13 protein-coding genes and 1 pseudogene are annotated in these 18,961 nt (G+C 53.8%); 10 read left to right on the top strand and 4 right to left on the bottom strand.

Annotated elements, in window-relative coordinates:
* Positions 1-144: 144 nt before the first annotated feature.
* The 4 genes and pseudogenes from gatB to gatC form a co-directional block, all read right to left on the bottom strand.
* The gene (gatB, locus tag ACH5Y9_RS17740; RefSeq protein WP_445367014.1) at positions 145-1,584 is read right to left on the bottom strand and encodes an Asp-tRNA(Asn)/Glu-tRNA(Gln) amidotransferase subunit GatB; all 1,440 of its coding nucleotides are present in this window, start codon (positions 1,582-1,584) and stop codon (positions 145-147) included.
* A gap of 18 nt (positions 1,585-1,602) precedes the next feature.
* Positions 1,603-2,205, bottom strand: coding sequence for a Uma2 family endonuclease (locus ACH5Y9_RS17735; RefSeq protein WP_445367013.1), 603 nt, complete (start codon positions 2,203-2,205; stop codon positions 1,603-1,605).
* A 13-nt stretch (positions 2,206-2,218) separates the two neighbouring features.
* Positions 2,219-3,671 (bottom strand): annotated as a pseudogene (gene gatA, locus ACH5Y9_RS17730) (Asp-tRNA(Asn)/Glu-tRNA(Gln) amidotransferase subunit GatA).
* Positions 3,672-3,679: 8 nt separating this feature from the next.
* Positions 3,680-3,967, bottom strand: coding sequence for an Asp-tRNA(Asn)/Glu-tRNA(Gln) amidotransferase subunit GatC (gatC, locus tag ACH5Y9_RS17725; RefSeq protein WP_445367012.1), 288 nt, complete (start codon positions 3,965-3,967; stop codon positions 3,680-3,682).
* Between the two features lie 114 nt (positions 3,968-4,081).
* On the opposite strand from gatC, the gene ACH5Y9_RS17720 reads away from it, so the two are divergent.
* From ACH5Y9_RS17720 to ACH5Y9_RS17675, 10 genes are all read left to right on the top strand, one after another.
* Entirely contained in the window at positions 4,082-5,125 is a 1,044-nt protein-coding gene (locus tag ACH5Y9_RS17720; RefSeq protein ID WP_020484718.1) for a rod shape-determining protein, read from the top strand.
* Between the two features lie 180 nt (positions 5,126-5,305).
* A complete protein-coding gene (gene mreC, locus ACH5Y9_RS17715; protein WP_101052071.1) occupies positions 5,306-6,202 on the top strand; it encodes a rod shape-determining protein MreC in 897 nt (298 codons plus the stop codon).
* Entirely contained in the window at positions 6,189-6,677 is a 489-nt protein-coding gene (mreD, locus tag ACH5Y9_RS17710; RefSeq protein WP_033156055.1) for a rod shape-determining protein MreD, read from the top strand. The genes mreC and mreD overlap by 14 nt, the downstream gene beginning before the upstream one ends.
* 6 nt (positions 6,678-6,683) lie before the next feature.
* Complete coding sequence (gene mrdA / locus ACH5Y9_RS17705; protein WP_101052073.1) at positions 6,684-8,534, top strand: penicillin-binding protein 2; 1,851 nt, start codon at positions 6,684-6,686, stop codon at positions 8,532-8,534.
* Entirely contained in the window at positions 8,531-9,661 is a 1,131-nt protein-coding gene (gene rodA, locus ACH5Y9_RS17700; protein ID WP_033156057.1) for a rod shape-determining protein RodA, read from the top strand. The genes mrdA and rodA overlap by 4 nt, the downstream gene beginning before the upstream one ends.
* 13 nt (positions 9,662-9,674) lie before the next feature.
* Positions 9,675-10,655: a lytic murein transglycosylase B gene (gene mltB, locus ACH5Y9_RS17695; RefSeq protein WP_445367011.1), complete on the top strand. Its 981-nt coding sequence runs from the start codon at positions 9,675-9,677 to the stop codon at positions 10,653-10,655.
* A gap of 119 nt (positions 10,656-10,774) precedes the next feature.
* The gene (locus ACH5Y9_RS17690) at positions 10,775-12,187 is read left to right on the top strand and encodes an MBOAT family O-acyltransferase (RefSeq protein WP_445367010.1); all 1,413 of its coding nucleotides are present in this window, start codon (positions 10,775-10,777) and stop codon (positions 12,185-12,187) included.
* A complete protein-coding gene (locus ACH5Y9_RS17685; protein ID WP_445367009.1) occupies positions 12,162-13,235 on the top strand; it encodes a hypothetical protein in 1,074 nt (357 codons plus the stop codon). The genes ACH5Y9_RS17690 and ACH5Y9_RS17685 overlap by 26 nt, the downstream gene beginning before the upstream one ends.
* A gap of 172 nt (positions 13,236-13,407) precedes the next feature.
* Positions 13,408-15,102, top strand: a complete 1,695-nt coding sequence (locus tag ACH5Y9_RS17680) for an FHA domain-containing protein (protein ID WP_445367008.1) — start codon at positions 13,408-13,410, stop codon at positions 15,100-15,102.
* Between the two features lie 161 nt (positions 15,103-15,263).
* Complete coding sequence (locus tag ACH5Y9_RS17675; RefSeq protein WP_445367007.1) at positions 15,264-18,947, top strand: hypothetical protein; 3,684 nt, start codon at positions 15,264-15,266, stop codon at positions 18,945-18,947.
* Positions 18,948-18,961: the final 14 nt, after the last annotated feature.

The raw sequence follows: 18,961 nt of genomic DNA, 5'->3' as shown, positions 1-18,961 counted from the left end.
ACAATTTCGGTTGTCTGCTAGGCTGTTCCGGAAGCCCTGCCTTCTGTCGTCAAGCCGTTCGTGCTGAGTCTGTCGAAGCATGATCGGCTTGAGCGCGGGAGACCGAAATTTTTCCGGCCACCCTTGAGGCAATACCTTGAGTACTTAGCTTTTCAGCTTGGCAATCAACATCTTGTTCACTTCGCCCGGGTTTGCCTTGCCTTGGGTTTCTTTCATGATCTGCCCGACCAAAGCCATCAGCGCCTTGTCCTTGCCGGCCCGATATTGCTCGACCGGCACCGGATTGGCGGCGATCACTTTATCGACGATGGCTTCTATCGCGCCGCTGTCGGTGATCTGCTTCAAGCCTTCTTTTTCGATGATTTCGTCGGCACTGTCGGTGCTGTTCCAGAGCTTATCGAATACCTGTTTGGCGGTTTTACCTGAGATGGTGTTGTCGGCGATGCGTTTGAGCAGGCCGGCCAGACGCCCGGCATTGACCGGACAGTCGCCGATTTCCAATCCGGCTTTGTTCAATGCGCCCAACACGTCGCCGGTCAGCCAGTTGCCGGCCAGCTTGGCTTCGCCGCCCGAGGCTTTGACCACTGTTTCGTAAAAGTCGGCCAATTCGCGCGACGACGTCAAGGTGGTAGCGCTTTCGTTATCCAGGGCGTATTGCTCGATGAAACGCAGCTTTTTGGCGTCCGGCAATTCCGGCAGTGTGGCACGAATCTCCTTTTTCAACGCTTCTTCAATCAATACCGGCAGCAGGTCGGGATCGGGGAAGTAGCGGTAGTCGTTGGCTTCTTCCTTGCTGCGCATCGAGCGGGTTTCGTCCTTGTTGGCGTCGTACAGGCGGGTTTCCTGAACCACTTTGCCGCCGCCTTCGATGACATCGATTTGCCGCTCGATTTCGTGATTGATGGCTTTTTCGACGAACTTGAAGGAGTTGATGTTCTTGATTTCGGCGCGGGTGCCGAATTCAGCTTGGCCTTTCGGGCGCACCGAGACGTTGGCGTCGCAGCGGAACGAGCCTTCCTGCATATTGCCGTCGCAGATTTCCAGGTAGCGCACCAGTTCGTGCAGCTTGCGCATGTAAGCGACCGCTTCCTTGGCCGAACGCATATCCGGTTCGGAAACGATTTCCAGCAGGGGTGTGCCGGCGCGGTTCAAGTCGATGCCGGTCAGGCCGTGAAAGTCTTCGTGCAAGGATTTGCCGGCATCTTCTTCAAGATGGGCGCGGGTGATGCCGATGCGTTTGCTGACACCATCGACTTCGATGTCCAGATGGCCATTGCCGACGATAGGCAGTTCGAACTGGCTGATCTGGTAGCCTTTCGGTAAGTCCGGGTAAAAATAGTTTTTGCGGGCGAACACCGAATGCGGGGCAATCTCGGCATCAATCGCCAAGCCAAAGGTGACGGCCTTGCGCACGGCGTCTTTATTCAATACGGGCAAAACTCCCGGCAAGCCCAAATCTACCGCACAGGCCTGGGTATTGGGTTCCGCGCCGTAAGCGGTGGCTGCACCGGAAAAAATTTTCGATTTCGTGGAGAGTTGGGTATGGATTTCCAGGCCGATGACGGCTTCCCATTGTGAGTTCATTCTTGGTTCCTTTAAAGCTTATTCGGCAAAAACGTCGTTCAGGTCGATTTGCAGGTCGGGGAATAAATAGGGTGTAGCGATTTCGTCGCCGGGGTGCATGGCGTGTAACTGATACTTTTGATTTTGGTCGAGCACGAACTGATACAGGGTTTGTTCGTAGGGGTGCACGATCCAGTATTCAGTGACTGCGCTTTCCTGATACAACTGGAATTTCAATCTTAATTCCTTCTGGCTGTTGCCAGGCGACAAAATCTCGATGATCCAATCCGGCGCGCCGTCACAGCCCTGTTCGGTCAATTTTTCCTTGTCGCAGATGACGCACAAATCCGGCTGCACGACGCTGAACACTTCGCGGTCTTGCAGCAGGGATTTACGCCGATCATAGAGTTTGACGTCGAAAGGGGCAACGTACACATTGCAATGCTTGTGCTTGAAATGATTGCCCAAACTGACGGATAAATTTAGCGACACACTTTGGTGTTTCCTACTAGGCGCCGGCGACATCGCTATGATCTTTCCCTTGATCAACTCTACACTTTCTTCCAGCCGCCAGGTCAGATAATCGGCGTAGCTATAGGTGCCGTTGGGGTCGAGTTGCGACAATTGCGTGATCGGCGCCATCTTGCCTCCCGTGTTATTCGAAACCTTTCGGTATTTGCAAATGCCAATCGGTTGCTTGCTGGTAGCGGTGGCCGACATTCAGCAACTTGGCTTCGCTGAAATAATTGCCTATCACATGCAAGCCGACCGGTTTGCCGTCAATGAAGCCAGCAGGAATCGACAGTGCCGGCAGTCCTGCCAGATTGATGGCGATGGTGTAAATGTCTTCCAGATACATCTGAATCGGATCGCTGGTTTTTTCGCCGATTTTGAATGCCGTGCTTGGCGTGACCGGGCCCATCAGTAAATCGACTTCGCTCAAAGCGCGTTTGAAATCGTCGCTGATCAGGCGGCGCACTTGCTGGGCTTTTAAGTAATAAGCATCGTAATAACCGGCCGACAGCGCATAGGTGCCCATCAAAATCCGCCGTTTGACTTCGGCGCCGAAGGCTTCGCCGCGCGAGCGGGTGTAAAGGTCGGTCAAATCGGCCGGATTTTGGCAACGATAACCGAAACGCACACCATCGTAACGCGACAGGTTGGACGAGCATTCGGCAGATGCAATGACGTAATAAGCAGGGATTGCCAACTGCAGATTCGGCATGTCCACTTCTTTGACTTCCGCGCCCAATTTTTGATATTCGGCAACCGCGGCGTGGATGGTGGCGGCCATTTGGCTGTCCAGCTCTGCGCTAAAAAACTGTTTCGGCAGACCGATTTTCAGGCCTTGTAAACTATCGTTCAGGCTGGCGCTATAGTCAGGTACGGGTTGATCGACGCTGGTCGAATCTTTGGGATCGAAGCCGGCCATCACCTGCAAAAGTAAAGCCGCGTCTTCGGCGCTACGCGCCATCGGGCCGCCTTGATCCAGGCTGGATGCATAAGCGATCATGCCGTAACGCGATACACGGCCGTAAGTGGGTTTCAAGCCGGTGATGCCGCACAGCGCTGCCGGTTGCCTAATCGAACCGCCGGTGTCGGTGCCGGTCACCGCAGGCGCCAGACGCGCCGCGACTGCCGCCGCCGAGACCGCCGGACGAGCCACCGGGGACGCAATCGGTCGTCCAAGGGTTTCGCACCGGGCCGTAGAAACTGTTTTCGTTGGATGAGCCCATCGCAAACTCGTCCATGTTCAATTTGCCTAGCATCACCGCGCCGGCCCTGTTGAAGTGTTCAACCACCGTGGCATCGTAAGGGGCGATGAAGTTATCCAGCATTTTCGAGCCGCAGCTGGTTTTAGTGCCTAGCGTGCAGAAAATATCTTTTTGGGCGATGGGGATGCCGGCCAGTGGCCCAGCATTGCCGCCAGCCAGCAACTGATCGGCCGACTGCGCCTGCTGCAAGGCATTGTCGGCGTTCACGGTAATAAATGCGTTCAAGTTCTGGTGCTGGTGGGTGCGGTCCAGAAAATGTTGAGTCAGTTCTACGCTGGAGAATGCTTTGCTGCGCAGCCCGGCTGCCAGTTCGGTGAGGGTAAGTTTGTGCATAATCGTCCTTAATCGATGACTTTGGGGACCAGGTACAATCCGGCTTCGGTTTGCGGGGCGATGGTTTGGAAATGGTCGCGCTGATTGGTCTCGGTGACGGCGTCATCGCGCAGGCGCTGCATTTGATCCAGAGGATGCGCCATGGGCGTCACGCCGGTCGTGTCTAATTGGCCCATTTGCGTCATTAATGCCAGTACCCCGGATAGGTCTTTTGCATAGTGTTCGACATCTTGTTCAGCAATGCCCAGCCTTGCCAGGTGAGCGATTTTTTTAACGTCATTCGCCGTTAACGACATTCTTGTAACTCCAGGTTTTCTTAGTAAAACTATGATACTTTATATCTTGCTCAAATACCTGCTTGATTGTTAAAGTAGCGGGATTTTCCGTGTGCGCTTAGGGTACTGCATAAAATGTTTAAAAGAATTCGTGGCCTGTTTTCCAATGATTTGTCGATCGATTTGGGTACGGCAAATACGCTGATTTATGTTCCGGGCCAGGGAATCGTACTCAACGAGCCTTCCGTGGTGGCGATCAAAGAAGACAAAATTCGCGGCCAAAAAACTATCGCCGCTATCGGCGCCGATGCCAAAAGTATGTTGGGCCGTACGCCCGGTAATATCACTGCTATTCGGCCATTGAAAGACGGCGTGATTGCCGACTTTGCGGTCACCGAGCGCATGCTGCGGTTTTTTATCAAAAAAGTCCACGAAAACAAACTGTTGCGGCCCAGTCCGCGGATTCTGATCTGCGTGCCTTGCGGCTCGACTCAGGTAGAGCGGCGGGCAATTCGTGAATCGGCGGCCATGGCGGGTGCTAGAGAAGTTTATTTGATCGAAGAGCCGATGTCGGCTGCGGTGGGCGCCGGTTTGCCGGTGGATACTGCCCACGGTTCGATGGTGCTGGATATTGGCGGTGGCACTTCAGAGGTGGCGGTAATATCGTTGAACGGTATTGTTTATTCGGCGTCGGTCAGAATCGGCGGCGACCGCTTTGACGATGCCATCATCAGTTACGTGCGCCGCAATTACGGCACCTTGATCGGCGAAGCGACCGCCGAGAAAATCAAACATCAAATCGGCGCGGCCTATCCTGGTAGCGAAGTGCGGGAAATGCAGGTCACCGGCCGCAATTTGGCCGAAGGCGTGCCGCGTAGCTTCTCGCTGAATAGCAATGAAATTCTGGAAGCCTTGCAAGAGCCGTTATCGGGCATCGTCAGTGCTGTGAAAGTGGCCTTGGAGCAAACCCCGCCGGAGCTCGGCGCGGATGTGGCCAGTCGCGGTATCGTGTTGACCGGAGGCGGCGCATTGTTGAAAGACATCGACCGCTTGATTTCCGAGGAAACCGGCCTGCCAGTGTATATCGCCGACGATCCTTTGACTTGCGTGGCCCGCGGCGGCGGCATGGTGTTGGAAATGTTGGACTCTAAAGGTGCTTCGGCGTTTTCTTTGGAATAAGCCCTGTACTGAATATCTCTGAAAGGCCGCTGTGACCGCGTAAAGCGGCTACAGCGGCCTTTTCTACGAATTTATGCCGCTCGGCACATGAACTGCCCATGAGCGGAGCTTGATTGTTCTTGCTGTCGCGTCGATGGGTGCCGGTCTTGCCCGTCGCGTTTTGATTGTTAGAGGTTTGCCATAAAACTCTTATTTGCCAAAGGCCCTTCACTTAATACCCGCTTACTGGTGGCATTGCTGGTATCAATTTCGATGTTAGTGATTGATTATCGCAGTGAACGCCTGGACCGGTTGCGCTCCTTGTTATCGGTGTTCACCTATCCCTTACAATCGCTGGCCAGTCTACCTGTCGATTTTTATCAGACCGTGTCCGGAACGGTGATTTCTTTTGTGGAACTGCAAAAGGAAAACCGCCGCTTGAAAGAGGCTCAGTTCGTCAACGATGCGAAATTGTTGAAATTCGCAGCCTTGGAAAAGGAAAACACCCGGCTGCGAATGTTGCTGGAAAACTCCTTTCAGCTGGGCGAACAGGTACTGGTAGCGGAGCTGGTGTCGGTAAAACTGGCGCCTTACGAACACACGGTGGTGGTCAACAAAGGCTCGCGTTTTGGCGTGCATCCGGAACAGCCTGTTTTGGATGCCAACGGCATCGTCGGCCAAGTGGTGCGAGCATTACCGTCCAGCTCGGAAGTAATGCTGATCACCGATCCCGACCATGCCGTCCCGGTACAGGTTAACCGCAACGGTTTGCGTACCATCGCTTTCGGTACCGGCCAGCCCAATCGTCTGCATTTGCCGTTTCTAGCGAATAACGCGGACATCGTGCCGGGGGATTTGCTGGTTACCTCCGGACTTGGCGGCGTATTTCCGGCCGGTTATCCGGTCGCGGTAGTGGATAAATTCGAAGCCAGGCCGGACAAATCCTTTGCCAATATTTACGCCACGCCCAAGGCGGAATTGGATAAAAGCCGCGAGTTTTTGATCGTCTGGAGTCATTCCACGCCGGTGGTGTTAGGCGAGCAGGGTAAAGCGCCAGCCGAGCCGGAAGCCAAGGAAGCCGAGCATGTCGCGCCTTGATTTTGCCGCCACCGTTTACTTCATCGTTACCATAGGCGCGGCAATGGTGCTGCGGGTAATGTCACTGTTTCCCAGTATGGATGTATTCAATCCGGACTGGATTGTATTGGTGTTAATTTATTGGTCCATTGCCTTGCCGGAACGGTTTGGCGTATTCAGCGCTTGGTCGATAGGTTTGTTGACTGACGTATTAACTGGCCGTTTGCTGGGGCAGTATGCCTTGATTTATGCGCTGATTTGCTATTTCAGTATCAACGAGCATCGGCGTTTGCGGCAATTTCCGATGGTGCAGCAATGCTTGTTTGTGTTTTTGTGCTTGTTTGCATCGCAGAGCATTATTTTCGGCACCGAAAGCATGCAAGCCGGCAATCGCCTATCCCTGGCGTTTTGGTATCCGGTATTATCCGGCACCTTGGTGTGGCCGCTGGTGTTTGTGGTGCTGCGTTATATCCGGGTAATGGCACGCATCGTCTAACGGAGCATGGATAGAAAATTCGCCATTAAAGATCCGCTCGCCGAAAGTCGCTTATTTTTAAGCCGCATCGTCGCGGCGTTTATCTTGATCCTGTTTTTGATCGCCGGTTTGGTTACCCGTTTGGTGTATTTGCAGGTGGTTGGCCACGAGCACTACGCAACGTTGTCCAAGGACAACCGCATCAAGATTTCGCCCTTGCCACCCACCCGTGGCGTGATTTACGATCGCAAGGGCCGGATGCTCGCAGAAAACGTGCCCACCTACAGTTTGGAACTGATCCCGGAGCAGATCGAAAATCTTGACGACACCCTAGTCAGGCTACAGAAGCTGCTGGACATTTCCGAAGAAAAAATTGATCTGTTTCAAAAGCAGCGTAAGCGCAACAAATCCTTCACCAGTACGCCGTTACTGCAGAATCTCAGCGACGAGGAAGTCGCTAAATTTGCCGTGGTCAGGCCGTATTTCCCCGGTGTCGATGTCTACGCCCGCTTGGTGCGGCATTATCCCTACGGCGATTTGGCTTCTCATGTGGTTGGCTATGTCGGTCGGATTAACGAGAAGGAAATGCAAACCTTACCACTGGCCAAATATCGCGGTACCAACCACATCGGCAAAACCGGCATCGAAAAAACCTATGAAGAGCATTTGCTGGGCACCGCCGGCTACGAGGAAATAGAAACCAACGCGCAGGCCAGGGCCGTCAACACAGTGGCGACGGTGGAGCCGGTGGCAGGTTCCAACATCTATCTGACCTTGGACATCGACCTACAAAAAATCGCCTACGATGCCTTGTCGGAATATAACGGCGCCGCGGTGGCGATAGAAATCAAAACCGGCGGGGTGCTGGTGTTCGCCAGCCGGCCCGGTTTCGATCCCAATCCGTTTGTTTCCGGGATTTCCGGCAAGGAATACAAGGCTTTGCAGGACTCGCCGGATCAACCTCTATACAACCGAGCCTTGCGCGGCCAGTATCCGCCGGGTTCCACCGTCAAGCCGTTTCTAGGCTTGGCCGGTCTGGAATATGGCGTCACCGATTTTAACCACCGTTTGTTCTGTCCGGGTTATTACAAGCTGCCGAATGTCGATCACAAGTATCGCGACTGGAAAAAGTGGGGGCACGGCATGGTGGATATGAACGAGGCTATTACCCAGTCTTGCGACGTGTATTTTTACGACCTGGCCTTAGCATTGGGTATCGATAAAATGCACGACTTTATGGACAAATTCAGTTTCGGCCGAAAAACCGGGATCGATTTGGTCGGCGAAGTCGATGGTTTGATGCCGTCCAAAGAATGGAAAAAACATTACCGTAGCCAGGCCTGGTTTCCGGGCGAAACGCTGATTACCGGGATCGGCCAGGGTTACACGCAAGCCACGCCACTGCAGTTGGCTCACGCTACTGCTACGCTGGCTAACTACGGCAAAGTGATCACACCGCATTTGGTGCACAGTATTATCAGCGCTGATTACGCGGACATGATAGGCGGTAAAGCCGATGCACTAATTCCGCTGAAAACCCAAAATGTCGATAACATCATCAAAGGCATGACCAACGTGGTGCACGGAGCGCGGGGTACCGCCGGCCGTTTGGCTAAGGCCATCACCTATCAAATTGCCGGCAAGACCGGTACCGCACAGGTGTTTACCATCAAGCAGGAAGAGAAATACAACGAAGACGCCATCGATTTTAAAATGCGCGACCATGCTTTGTTCATCGCCTTTGCGCCGGTGCATGACCCGCAAATTGCGGTGGCGATTATTGCCGAGCACGGCGGCCACGGCGGCTCGGTGGCGGCGCCTATCGCCGGCGAAATTATCGATGCCTATCTGAATCAAAAAAAGGAGCCGCAGCCATGAGAACCGAAATGCGCAATGAGCAGTTTCAGCCGCCATCTCTGCTGGGTAATTTACTCAGAAAGCTGCATATCGACATCCCGTTGTTTATCGGGCTGTTGCTGATTTGCGCGACCAGTTTTGTGATCTTATACAGCGCCGGCGGGCAAGAGGTGCCCTTGTTGATTCGGCATGCCACCCGCATGGGTTTCGCCATTTTGTTGATGATCGTATTGGCGCACATCAATCCGCGCCGCTTCCAGAGTTTTTCGGTGGCCTTGTTCTCGATTTGCGTGTTGTTGTTACTGGCGGTGGCGGTGATGGGACAGATCAGTATGGGGGCGCAGCGTTGGTTGGATCTGGGTTTCTTTCGTTTTCAACCGTCCGAATTTACCAAAATCAGTGCGCCGATGATGGTGGCCTGGTATCTGTCGGAACGGGCCTTGCCGCCCAAGCCCAAGCATGTGTTGGGCGCGGCGACGCTATTGATAGTGCCGGTTTTGCTGATTGCAAAACAGCCGGATTTGGGGACCTCCTTGCTGGTTGCCAGCTCCGGGGCGGCGGTGTTGTTCTTCGCCGGTTTGTCGTGGTGGTTCATGCTAGGCATTGTGGCTTTACTGGCGTCCTTGACCCCGGTGTTGTGGCATTTCATGCGCGACTATCAGCGCAACCGCGTGTTGACGTTTATGAATCCGGAAGCGGACCCCATGGGCGCCGGTTACCATATCATTCAATCCAAGATTGCCATCGGTTCCGGTGGCATCAATGGCAAGGGCTGGTTGGGCAGTAGTCAGGCGGAACTGGATTTTTTACCGGAAAGCTCCACGGACTTTATCTTTGCGGTGTTTGCCGAGGAGTTTGGCTTGTTCGGCTGCGTCGGGCTGCTGGTTTTGTATCTGCTGGTCATCAGCCGGTGTTTCTACATTGCCGTGCAAGCCCAAGATACCTACTCGCGCTTGTTAGCAGGCAGTTTGGCCTTTACTTTTTTTGTCTACGTTTTTGTGAATATCGGCATGGTGATCGGCGTGTTGCCGGTGGTCGGCGTGCCGCTACCATTGATTAGCTATGGCGGCACCTCAATGGTGACGCTGATGGCCGGCTTCGGTATTCTGATGTCCATCCATACCCACCGTAAATTACTACCTGTTTAATTGGCTTATGAAAATGAATAAAAACCTATCAGCCTGGCTGTTGGCCGCCACGTTGTTCGCTGCCGGTTCGGCATCGGCTGAAATCGCCGAAACCGACAGCTTCAAACAGTTTATCCACAACATGGTCAAGCAGCAGCATTTCAACGAAGCTGAATTGCGGAATTTGTTCAAGGCCGTGCAAATCCAGCAGCCGATTTTGGATGCGATGTCCAAACCGGCGGAAGGCAAACCCTGGTTTCAGTATCGCGAGATATTCATGACCGAGGCGCGTATTGCCGGCGGTGTGCAGTTTTGGAAAGACAACGAAGCAACCCTAAAAGCTGTGGAAAGCCAATACGGCGTGCCGGCGGAAATCATTATCGCCATCATCGGCGTGGAAACCAAATACGGCGCGCATACCGGTAAATATCGGGTGATCGATGCGCTGGCTACCCTGGGTTTTGCCTATCCGCCGCGCAGCGAATTCTTCCTGAAGGAACTGGAGCAATTTCTGGTGCTGGCCCGCGAAGAGCACATGGACCCGTTGCAACCCATGGGGTCTTACGCCGGGGCGATGGGTTTGCCGCAATTCATGCCCAGCAGTTTTCGCGGCTACGCCAAGGATTTTGACCTGGACGGCAAACGGAATATCTGGACCAACAGCGCCGATGCGATTGCCAGCGTGGCTAATTATTTCGTGCGCAACCAGTGGCGACCGGGCGGGGCTGTTGCCTACCCGGTCAGTGCCCGCGGCGAAGCCTATCGGCAAGCATTGAGCAAGGGCGTCAAGCCGGATACGAATGTCGGCGAATTGCGCCGCTTAGGCGTGGATATTCCTACGCAATTAGCCGCCAGCGAAACCGTCAAACTGTTGGCTTACCAGCAACAGGTTGGCGAAGATTTATGGGTGGGCCTGCATAACTTTTATGTTATCACCCGCTATAACCACAGCCCGCTTTACGCTATGGCGGTTTATCAACTCAGCCAGGCTATTGCCGCACGCAAGGCTTCGTAAGCGTGATTGCCATTGTTGGACTATTCTTGTCCGGCACTGGCAAATACAAGCTTGCCAGCGCGTCCATCTGACTTTACACGGCCGATTCTGTCGGCCCTGTTTCAACTGGCAGCCGGCCTATGCAATTTGATTCGTTTTTATTTCTGATTTTTTGGCTAATCGTTTTAGCCCTGCATTATTCGATACGCAATTGGCGAACGCAAAAAATCGTCCTGCTAATCGCCAGTTATTTGTTCTACGCCGCCTGGAATCCGCCATTCGTGGTGCTGTTATGGATTTCCACCACCGTAGACTTTTTTCTGGCCAAAACCATGGCGGCGGCAAAAAGCCAGGAACGGCGCAAAGGTTTGCTGACGATTAGTTTGTTGGTGAATCTTGGTTTTCTGGGTTTTTTCAAATACGCGGATTTCTTGAACCAAAGTTTTGCCGATTTGCTCGGGTTGGCCGGAATAAACTATCAACCGCTGCCTTTGGGCATTGTGTTGCCGATCGGTATTTCATTTTATACCTTCCAAACCTTGTCCTACACGCTGGACGTTTATCAACGCAAAACGCCCGCCGAAACCAGCTTTCTGGATTTTTCCTTGTTTGTGACCTTTTTTCCGCAACTGGTGGCCGGGCCAATTGTCCGCGCACCCCAGTTTCTGCCCCAGTGTAAAGCCCCGCAAAAAGCCACCAGTCAGCAATTCGTTTGGGGGCTGACGCTATTTTTATTCGGAATTTTCGCCAAAGCCATTTTGGCCGACACTGCCTTAGCGCCGGTAGTCGATCAGATTTACGCTACGCCCAGTGCGTTTGCCGCTCAGGATGTTTGGTTGGGTGTGTTGGCGTTTTCCGGGCAAATCTTTTTCGACTTTGCCGGCTACTCCTTATGCGCCATCGGTGCTGCGCTGACTTTGGGTTTTAGCCTGCCCGATAATTTTCATTGTCCTTATGGCGCGCTGGGCTTTTCGGATTTCTGGAAGCGCTGGCATATCTCGCTGTCCAGCTGGTTACGGGATTACCTATATTTTAGTCTCGGCGGCAGCAGAGGTAAGCCCGTTAGGACCGTCTTTAATCTGGTATTGGTGATGATCTTGGGTGGACTATGGCATGGTGCGGCCTGGACTTTTGCGGTATGGGGATGTTTGCACGGCTTGTTTTTAGTGGTCGAACACGGCATCAAGCAAGTCACGGCTTATCGTCCGCTTGGGCTTGCGCCAAAACTGGTGCTGATTGTGCTGACCTTTTTGCTGGTGTCGCTGACCTGGATTCCGTTTCGTGCGCAAGGCTTCGACAACTTAGCGGCAATATTAGGGGCACTGACCAATACCACGGGCAGTAGTGAATTGGGGATGCTCAGCCGGATTGTCGTCGTGACCGTCATGGCAACAACGTTGATTTGGCATATCGTCAGCCGGGACATCAGGCTTGAACAACGATTCGACAGTTTTTCGCCCATGGTCAAAACCAGCCTCGTCGCCTTGTTGATGGTTTGTGTGGGTATTTTTTCTACGGGTGATAGTCGTGCATTCATATACTTCCAATTCTAGTGATCGTTTGCCCCAGCAAGCCCTTAAACGCAGCGTTCTGGCGGGGATGGCGATTGCCGTGCTGCTGTTGACGGTTGTCGAGCTGAGGTTACGGCAAATCGGCTTTCAGCCCACTGTGCAGGACAGCAAGGAGTTATGGGCCACCGAACGCACTAAAGCCGCGTTGCTGGGTAAGCAGGCCCTGATCCTGGTCGGCGACTCGCGCATGCAACTGGATATGGATTTGGATGTATTGGCTGCCGCAACCGGCTTAACCCCAGTGCAACTGGCGATAGACGGTTCGGAGTTTTTGCCGGTGTTGGCTGATTTGGCCGCCGATGACAGTATTACCGGCACCGTACTGGTGTCCGGCGATGTCTGGAAATTGGTGGAAAAATCGCACACCGACCGCGCCAACGAATGGATCAGCTTTTACCACAAAGAATACAAAGACCTGGTGGCGCCCAAGCTGGAAACGCTACTGAAAAGTCGGGTGCAACAATGGTCTGCGTTATACGCCAGCGGCATGCCGGCCAGCGATTTGTTGATACGGTTGATTACGCCGGGCAAAGTCAGGCCGCTTTATCTCAGTACCAAGCCCAATCGGCAACGCGATGCCGATTATCAATTGGTCGACCAGCCAATGTTTTATATTCAAAGAGTGTTGCGTAACCTTGGGCAAGCGGTCGATTTCGCTAAAGTAGCCTCGCAAGCCGATTTCGAACGTCTGGTGATTGACGCTTTGCAGCAATCGGCACCGACCCATTACGCGCCGGAGCAGTTTTTCTACGTCAATCGCCTGACAGACCGGATTTTGGAGCGGGGCGGCAAAATCGCCTTTATCAACTTCCCGATGGCAGGATTGATTTTCGCCATTGATGAGCATAGAAGCCCACGTGAATTTGGTTGGGATGTATTTGCCGCTCATAGCCGAGCAATAACTTTTAATTCTCAGGATTATCCGGCGTTAAACTTTGCATTGCCGGACGGCTCGCATTTGGATATGCGAGATAAACAGGCATTTACCACACAGCTGGTTTCGGGATTAAAAGCTAAAGCGGTTTTTTGAAATCGCCTATACATAAGAGCGATTATTAACCAGGTCCTTAAATTCTTTGCGGCCGGCATTCCCAAGGCGGGAATCTATTGCCGCGATTGAAATTCCACTTGCGCGGGAGTGACGAGATTTAAGGGCCGGATAGCAAGCTTTGGCGCTGGCAATGTAACGATGAGGCAAATTGATGGAAGACGATAAAACCGTTTTCATGGGTGTCGGTCCGTTTAAAGCACCGGAAGCGGATGCTGATCGCACCGTATTGGTCAAGCCGGAAACGCTACTGGTCGATTTGCTGAATATCAGCGGACAAGTGATAGCCAATTACGTTTTCGAGAGCAGTCTCAGCGTGGGGCGTGCCCAAGAGAACTCGGTGGTCGTTAACGATCAATCCATCAGCCGGCATCATTTGCAAATCAAGCGCGAAGCGGACGGCTGGTGGCTTTATGATTTAAACAGTACGCACGGCGTGTATCTGGATAAGCAAAGACTGGCCGCAAAAACCAAGTTGCAGTTGCCGGTATCGTTGGGTCTGGGCGTTTCGCCGTTTGAACTAAAAATCGCCTCGGCAAATGCAAAACCCGTTTTACCCACGCCAAAAGACGATGCCACCTTATTTGCCGCTGCCCAAACGCCGGTTTTAAATCAGCCCATAGCCCCACGACCGAAGCCGCAACAGAATTTATCGGCCGACGCCATCAAAAACCGCCTGTTGTCCGAAGAAGAATCGGCGGATATGGGCGATTACACGCGCATGGTGCGGCGGGTGATCCGCGAGGATAGAACCGTCAGAACCAAAAACTATAAAAAACTGATTTGGTTTTTGGGAATCTTGTTTGTAATAGCCGCCGGCTTGGTCACTTACCAATACCTGGCGCTGGACAATGCCCGTAAGCTGGCAATCAACATGTTTTACGACGTCAAAACCCTGGAAGTCAGTTTGTCGCAAGCCGATATTCGCTTGGCGGAAAATATCGAATCTCTGGGTAAGGCTCTGGAGGAGTTAAAGGACGAAAAACTAAAGGTCTCGCAGGAGCGCATCAAAGCCGAACAGGCCAAAATTCTGGAAGAAAAAAAACGCTTGGCCGAGGAACGGCAAAAGCTGAAGCTGATGAAAGCCAAGTATCAGGAATACCTGAAAGAAATCGATTTTCTACGCCTGAGCTTTCCGACCGACGAACAATACGAACGTGAGTTAATCACGCGGGTGGTCAGAGGCTTTGGCGAAAGCGAATTGGAACTGCCTGAAGAATTTGTCACGCAAGTGCGGCAATACATCAAAAATTGGCAAGATACCGGCAGATTGCGCCTGGCTATTAAAAACATGCAAGACAACCAATACGGCCCGATGGTGCTGGAAGCTTTGGATAAGGAAGGTCTGCCCGCTTATTTTATGTATTTGCCGCTGCAGGAAAGCAATTACGACACGAAAGCGATAGGGCCGGAAACGCGCTTTGGGATTGCCAAGGGGGCTTGGCAATTTTTAGCTACCACCGGGCAGGAATACGGTTTGCCGCCCGGTCCATTGGCGAATGTCAGGGAATACGACGAGCAGGATGCGCGTTTTGACTTTGCGCAGGCCACCCAAGCCGGCGCCAAATACCTTAAATACATCTACAGCAAGCAGGCGCAGGCATCGGGCTTGTTGGTGATGGCCAGTTATAACTACGGCCACAATAAGGTACGCGGGATGGTGGAAAAAATGCCGGATAACCCGCGCGACCGCAACTTCTGGAAATTCATCCAGCAATACGAAATTCCGGTAGAAACCTACGATTACGTGTTTTACATCGTCTCGGCGGCGGTGATAGGCGAAGACCCTAAGCATTTCGGTTTCGACTTCAGCCCGCCGCTTCTACAGCTAACTCAGGCCGTCAATTGAGTTTCTGTTTTTGTTCCAGCGCAACGCCCAATGATTTTGCATAGACTAATGAACAGGCACTAAAGCGGAAATTTTTGCCAAGCTGTTTTATCATGGTGCCGACAAGGATGTGTTCGCTCCCGGGTCTGGGCTCGGGTGTTTATAACTGACAAGGATTTTCGATGCCTCCCCGCACTGTATCCCTTCGGCTGTTTTCGGTTTACGCGCGCTGCATTTTTGCCTGTCTGCTGGCAATAGCCGTTCCTGGTGCGAGCCAGACCGGATTAAATGACGCAACGAATAATCTCCCGATTAATCCCACGCCGCAGCATCCGGCCTTCTTGCTTGAGTTGGGCAGCGCGCCTTCTGCACTATCTCATCTCCTGCCCGGTGTCCAGATCGTGCAAGGCCAAGCGCTGCCGGAACTGCAAGCCGGCGTCAGTTGGCAAGTCGAGCCTGATGCCGTCAACGTACTGCATGCCGGGTTTGGCGCATGGCCGGCGGCTTTTCGGTTCAACTTAACCCAGCCTGCGGCGGGAGATTTTAAATTTTGGGCGCGCTGGCGGCAGGGCGGCGATCCGAATGTTTGTGTACAGACTTTTGAAGTCTGGGCGGGACCTGATGCCGGCCGGTTGGCGTTGCGCGGCAGCTTTGCGCTGAAACCCAGCGGCTGGGAATACGCCTGGATGACCGGTGATAAGCCGGTGCCGCTGAAAGTCGGTGATACGGTGATCGAAATTCGCAACAGCGGCAATGGTCACGATGCCAAAGTGTTCGATGCGTTTTTGTTGGCGTCGCCGTGGGCGGCGTTGCCCTGGGAGGGGCGAGCGGATCAACCGGCAGTGTTGTTGGAATTAGGCAAGGCGCCAACCTTGGCGGTGTTGCCCAAGCCGCGCTTTCTTGACGTTGTAACTGGCAGCGCCACGGCGGGCCGCAATACCGGCGCACTGGCCATCGAGCAGGATGAAGCATTACTGTTTCATCAGGGATTTGGCGATTGGGGCGGTAGTTTTCGCTTTGCATTGCCGGCAGCCCTTAAGCCCGGGGAATACCGGCTGTTGGCCCGCTATAAAAGCGGCGGCGAGGTGTCTCAGGTCAAACAACGCTTTATCGTCAAGGCCGGTGCAAAACCTGAAGAACTGGCGAATCGCACCGAGTTTGCGCTGACTAACAACACCCCGTGGGAATACCAATGGTTGCCGGCATCTGCCGGCGTGACATTGTTGCCTGGCGACCGTTGGCTGGACATCGAAAATAGCGGCAAGGCCGACGGTGCCAAAGTTTTCGACGCATTTTTATTGATACTTAATAAGCCGCTTGGCGATTGGATGTCCGCCGAGCAGGCGCAGGCCAGAAATCGTTTCCTGGCGTTGACTAAACCTGCCGCCGCAGGCCCGCGACGCCTTTATCTGTTGGATGGCAAGGGCGAATATGCCGAGATGTTATTTGGCGGCTTGGCTGCGGATGCGGCTCGACCGGTCTATGAAAATTTGCCGGTCACTTATTTGCTCGGCCCCGAAGCTGAAGCGATGGCCGGGCAATTAAATATTAAGACTCTGCCCGCCGCGGTAATCGCCGACGACCATTTCACAGTGCTCGGTGTATTGACTCAGCCCGTCGCAGCAACGGATGTGCTCAAGTTTCTGACTGAACCCGGCAAATTCGGCACTATGCCGATACCCGCCCAAGTGAATCCCCTGCCGCCGACACCGTTGCAAAACGGTGTGCCAATGGCTTGGCTGGTCGGAGGTTTGCAAGACGGCCAAGCCGGCGTATCGGTGTTTGGCCTGGATACGGAAACTATCTTACGGCCCAATCCTGAGCAAGCCTATCTGAGCCTGGAAATGATGGGCGGCAAAATGCGCGATTGGCGCATCGCAGCAACCCAAGCCAACGGTGACGCAGACATTGAAGCCAGCACGGCACATGCTTATGGTTGGTCGCGCGGCACCGGCTATGCGCAGCTTTACATCCACGCCCAGCAAGCAACGCCAACGCTGTTACATCTACGGCAATCCGGTATCAAATCCGCCGGCTGGCTGGATGGTCAATCTATTACGTTTAGCGATGATCCAAGCCCACCCGGCGGATTTGCCAAATCTATGGGTACTCAGGTCAAAACGCTATTGCATGGCTTGACTTCGGAAGGTTTGCTGGCCACCGCCAGTGCCGAGCACACGCAATCACCGCAAGTCGCGGCGCTAAACCTGGCTCCTGGCTGGCATAGCCTGCTGCTGAAACTGGTGATGCAACATGAGCAAGGACAGCGCTTTTATTTCTCCGGGGCATTCACCGATCCAGCCGGACAGACATCGGCGGGCTTGACAACCCAAGTTAGCGATCCCGATGCGGATCTGGCTTTACATCGGATTGCCTCAAAGTTACGGCCCATCGTGTTCGTTGATGCACCTGCCAACCTGCTGCATCCGGGGGATGCGCTGAAGTTAAAGGTGGATTTACGCTGGCAGCCGACTTTGGAAGAAACGACTTTAGCGGTGCCGCTACTGCGCTTCCCGGCAAAATGCCGTCTGCGCCTAGTGGACTACAGCGGCAAACAAATCGCCGAACGGGAAGTCAGCGATACCTTTCCCGGTCAGATTGAAGCCGATTTTGGCAAGCTTCTTGAGCCCGGTTATTACGCGGTCTATCCTTCCTTGTATACGACCGACGGCCGCTTGATCATGCATTATCCAGCCGGCGGTTTTAGTGTGGTCGGCGGCAATGCCGCCCAAAAGCAGCGGCTGGAGCAAAAGAAACTCTGGAACAACGATTACTACGCGCTGGCCGACGGGGACAAAAGTTTCAGGCAGTCTGGCGGCTATTTTGCTTGGCTGGAACGGATGGGGATTTTCAGAAGCTACGGTAGCTATCCGGGTTTTGCTCCCGACTATCAGCCGCTGTGGGAACAAGCCAAACAGCGCGGCTTGCAGGTATTTGCCGATTCGTCAGGCGACAGCAATTGGTTGAACGACAAGCCTAACGACGGCCAAAACTTTATCCATTCGGCGGCGGCTTACACTCGCTATTTTAAAGCCACAAACGAAATAGATATTCGCCATGAAGCCGATTGGCAAGCGCTGCGCGAGCCGGCGCATTGGGTCGAACGAGCGAAATGGGAATATCAACAAGCCCATCAAGCCCGCAGCGATGCGCATTACGTCGGCGGCAGCTTGGTCAGGCCGGGCGAGGGCGATTGGTTTAAACAGGTATTGCAATTGGGTTTGGATAACTACCACGACGCTTGGGACGTGCACGCCTATCCGCAGCAGCAGCCGCGTTTTGGCGGGCCGATTGGTAATGGTTCCAACGAAGATGAGCGGGGCGTGTTGGCAAGCTATGCCAGCCTGGGCCGCAGCAACAAATTGCCGTTCTGGCTTGGCGAAACCGGTGCCAAGGCCATGCACGGTTTCAGCGGCCGGCGCTGGCAGGCCGAGCAGGTGGCGAAAATCATCGCCTGGGTCAACAGCCGTCAGGATTATCTGGGCGTAGCGTTTTGCATCGCCCACGAATATGACCTGGCGTACGGCCGAATCTGGGACTATTCCTTGGGCCATAAGCCCGGCGAAGCAGCGATGTATACTGCCGGGGCGCTGATCGACGGTTGGCCTTATCGAGCCGTCGATACCCACGACGATAAGGTCCAGGCTGCCTATTTCGGCGAGACTTTGATGATCTGGCGAACAGATGACGCCCGCAGTGACTGGCCAATACGGCTGGACCCGAGCAAAGCCTGGGTGGCGGTGGATGTCGTCGGGCAAGTGCGCGAGCTGGCCGTCGACAATGTAGGCCAGGCCATCGTCTCAATTTCCTCCAGCCCCATGTATGTATTATCGCGGGCGCATTATCTCCAGGCGATTGCCGATTGACGGACTGCGGAATG

The organism is Methylomonas sp. BW4-1 (assembly GCF_052474385.1).
This window is presented reverse-complemented; position numbering and strand designations above follow the sequence as displayed.

Bases quoted from the DNA above. Each gene is read 5' to 3' on its own strand.
- ACH5Y9_RS17720 (WP_020484718.1), top strand. From the start codon at position 4,082: ATGTTTAAAAGAATTCGTGGCCTGTTTTCCAATGATTTGTCGATCGAT.
- mrdA (WP_101052073.1), top strand. From the start codon at position 6,684: ATGGATAGAAAATTCGCCATTAAAGATCCGCTCGCCGAAAGTCGCTTA.
- gatB (WP_445367014.1), bottom strand. From the start codon at position 1,584: ATGAACTCACAATGGGAAGCCGTCATCGGCCTGGAAATCCATACCCAA.
- ACH5Y9_RS17680 (WP_445367008.1), top strand. From the start codon at position 13,408: ATGGAAGACGATAAAACCGTTTTCATGGGTGTCGGTCCGTTTAAAGCA.
- rodA (WP_033156057.1), top strand. From the start codon at position 8,531: ATGAGAACCGAAATGCGCAATGAGCAGTTTCAGCCGCCATCTCTGCTG.
- ACH5Y9_RS17735 (WP_445367013.1), bottom strand. From the start codon at position 2,205: ATGGCGCCGATCACGCAATTGTCGCAACTCGACCCCAACGGCACCTAT.
- ACH5Y9_RS17690 (WP_445367010.1), top strand. From the start codon at position 10,775: ATGCAATTTGATTCGTTTTTATTTCTGATTTTTTGGCTAATCGTTTTA.
- gatC (WP_445367012.1), bottom strand. From the start codon at position 3,967: ATGTCGTTAACGGCGAATGACGTTAAAAAAATCGCTCACCTGGCAAGG.
- mreD (WP_033156055.1), top strand. From the start codon at position 6,189: ATGTCGCGCCTTGATTTTGCCGCCACCGTTTACTTCATCGTTACCATA.
- mltB (WP_445367011.1), top strand. From the start codon at position 9,675: ATGAATAAAAACCTATCAGCCTGGCTGTTGGCCGCCACGTTGTTCGCT.
- ACH5Y9_RS17675 (WP_445367007.1), top strand. From the start codon at position 15,264: ATGCCTCCCCGCACTGTATCCCTTCGGCTGTTTTCGGTTTACGCGCGC.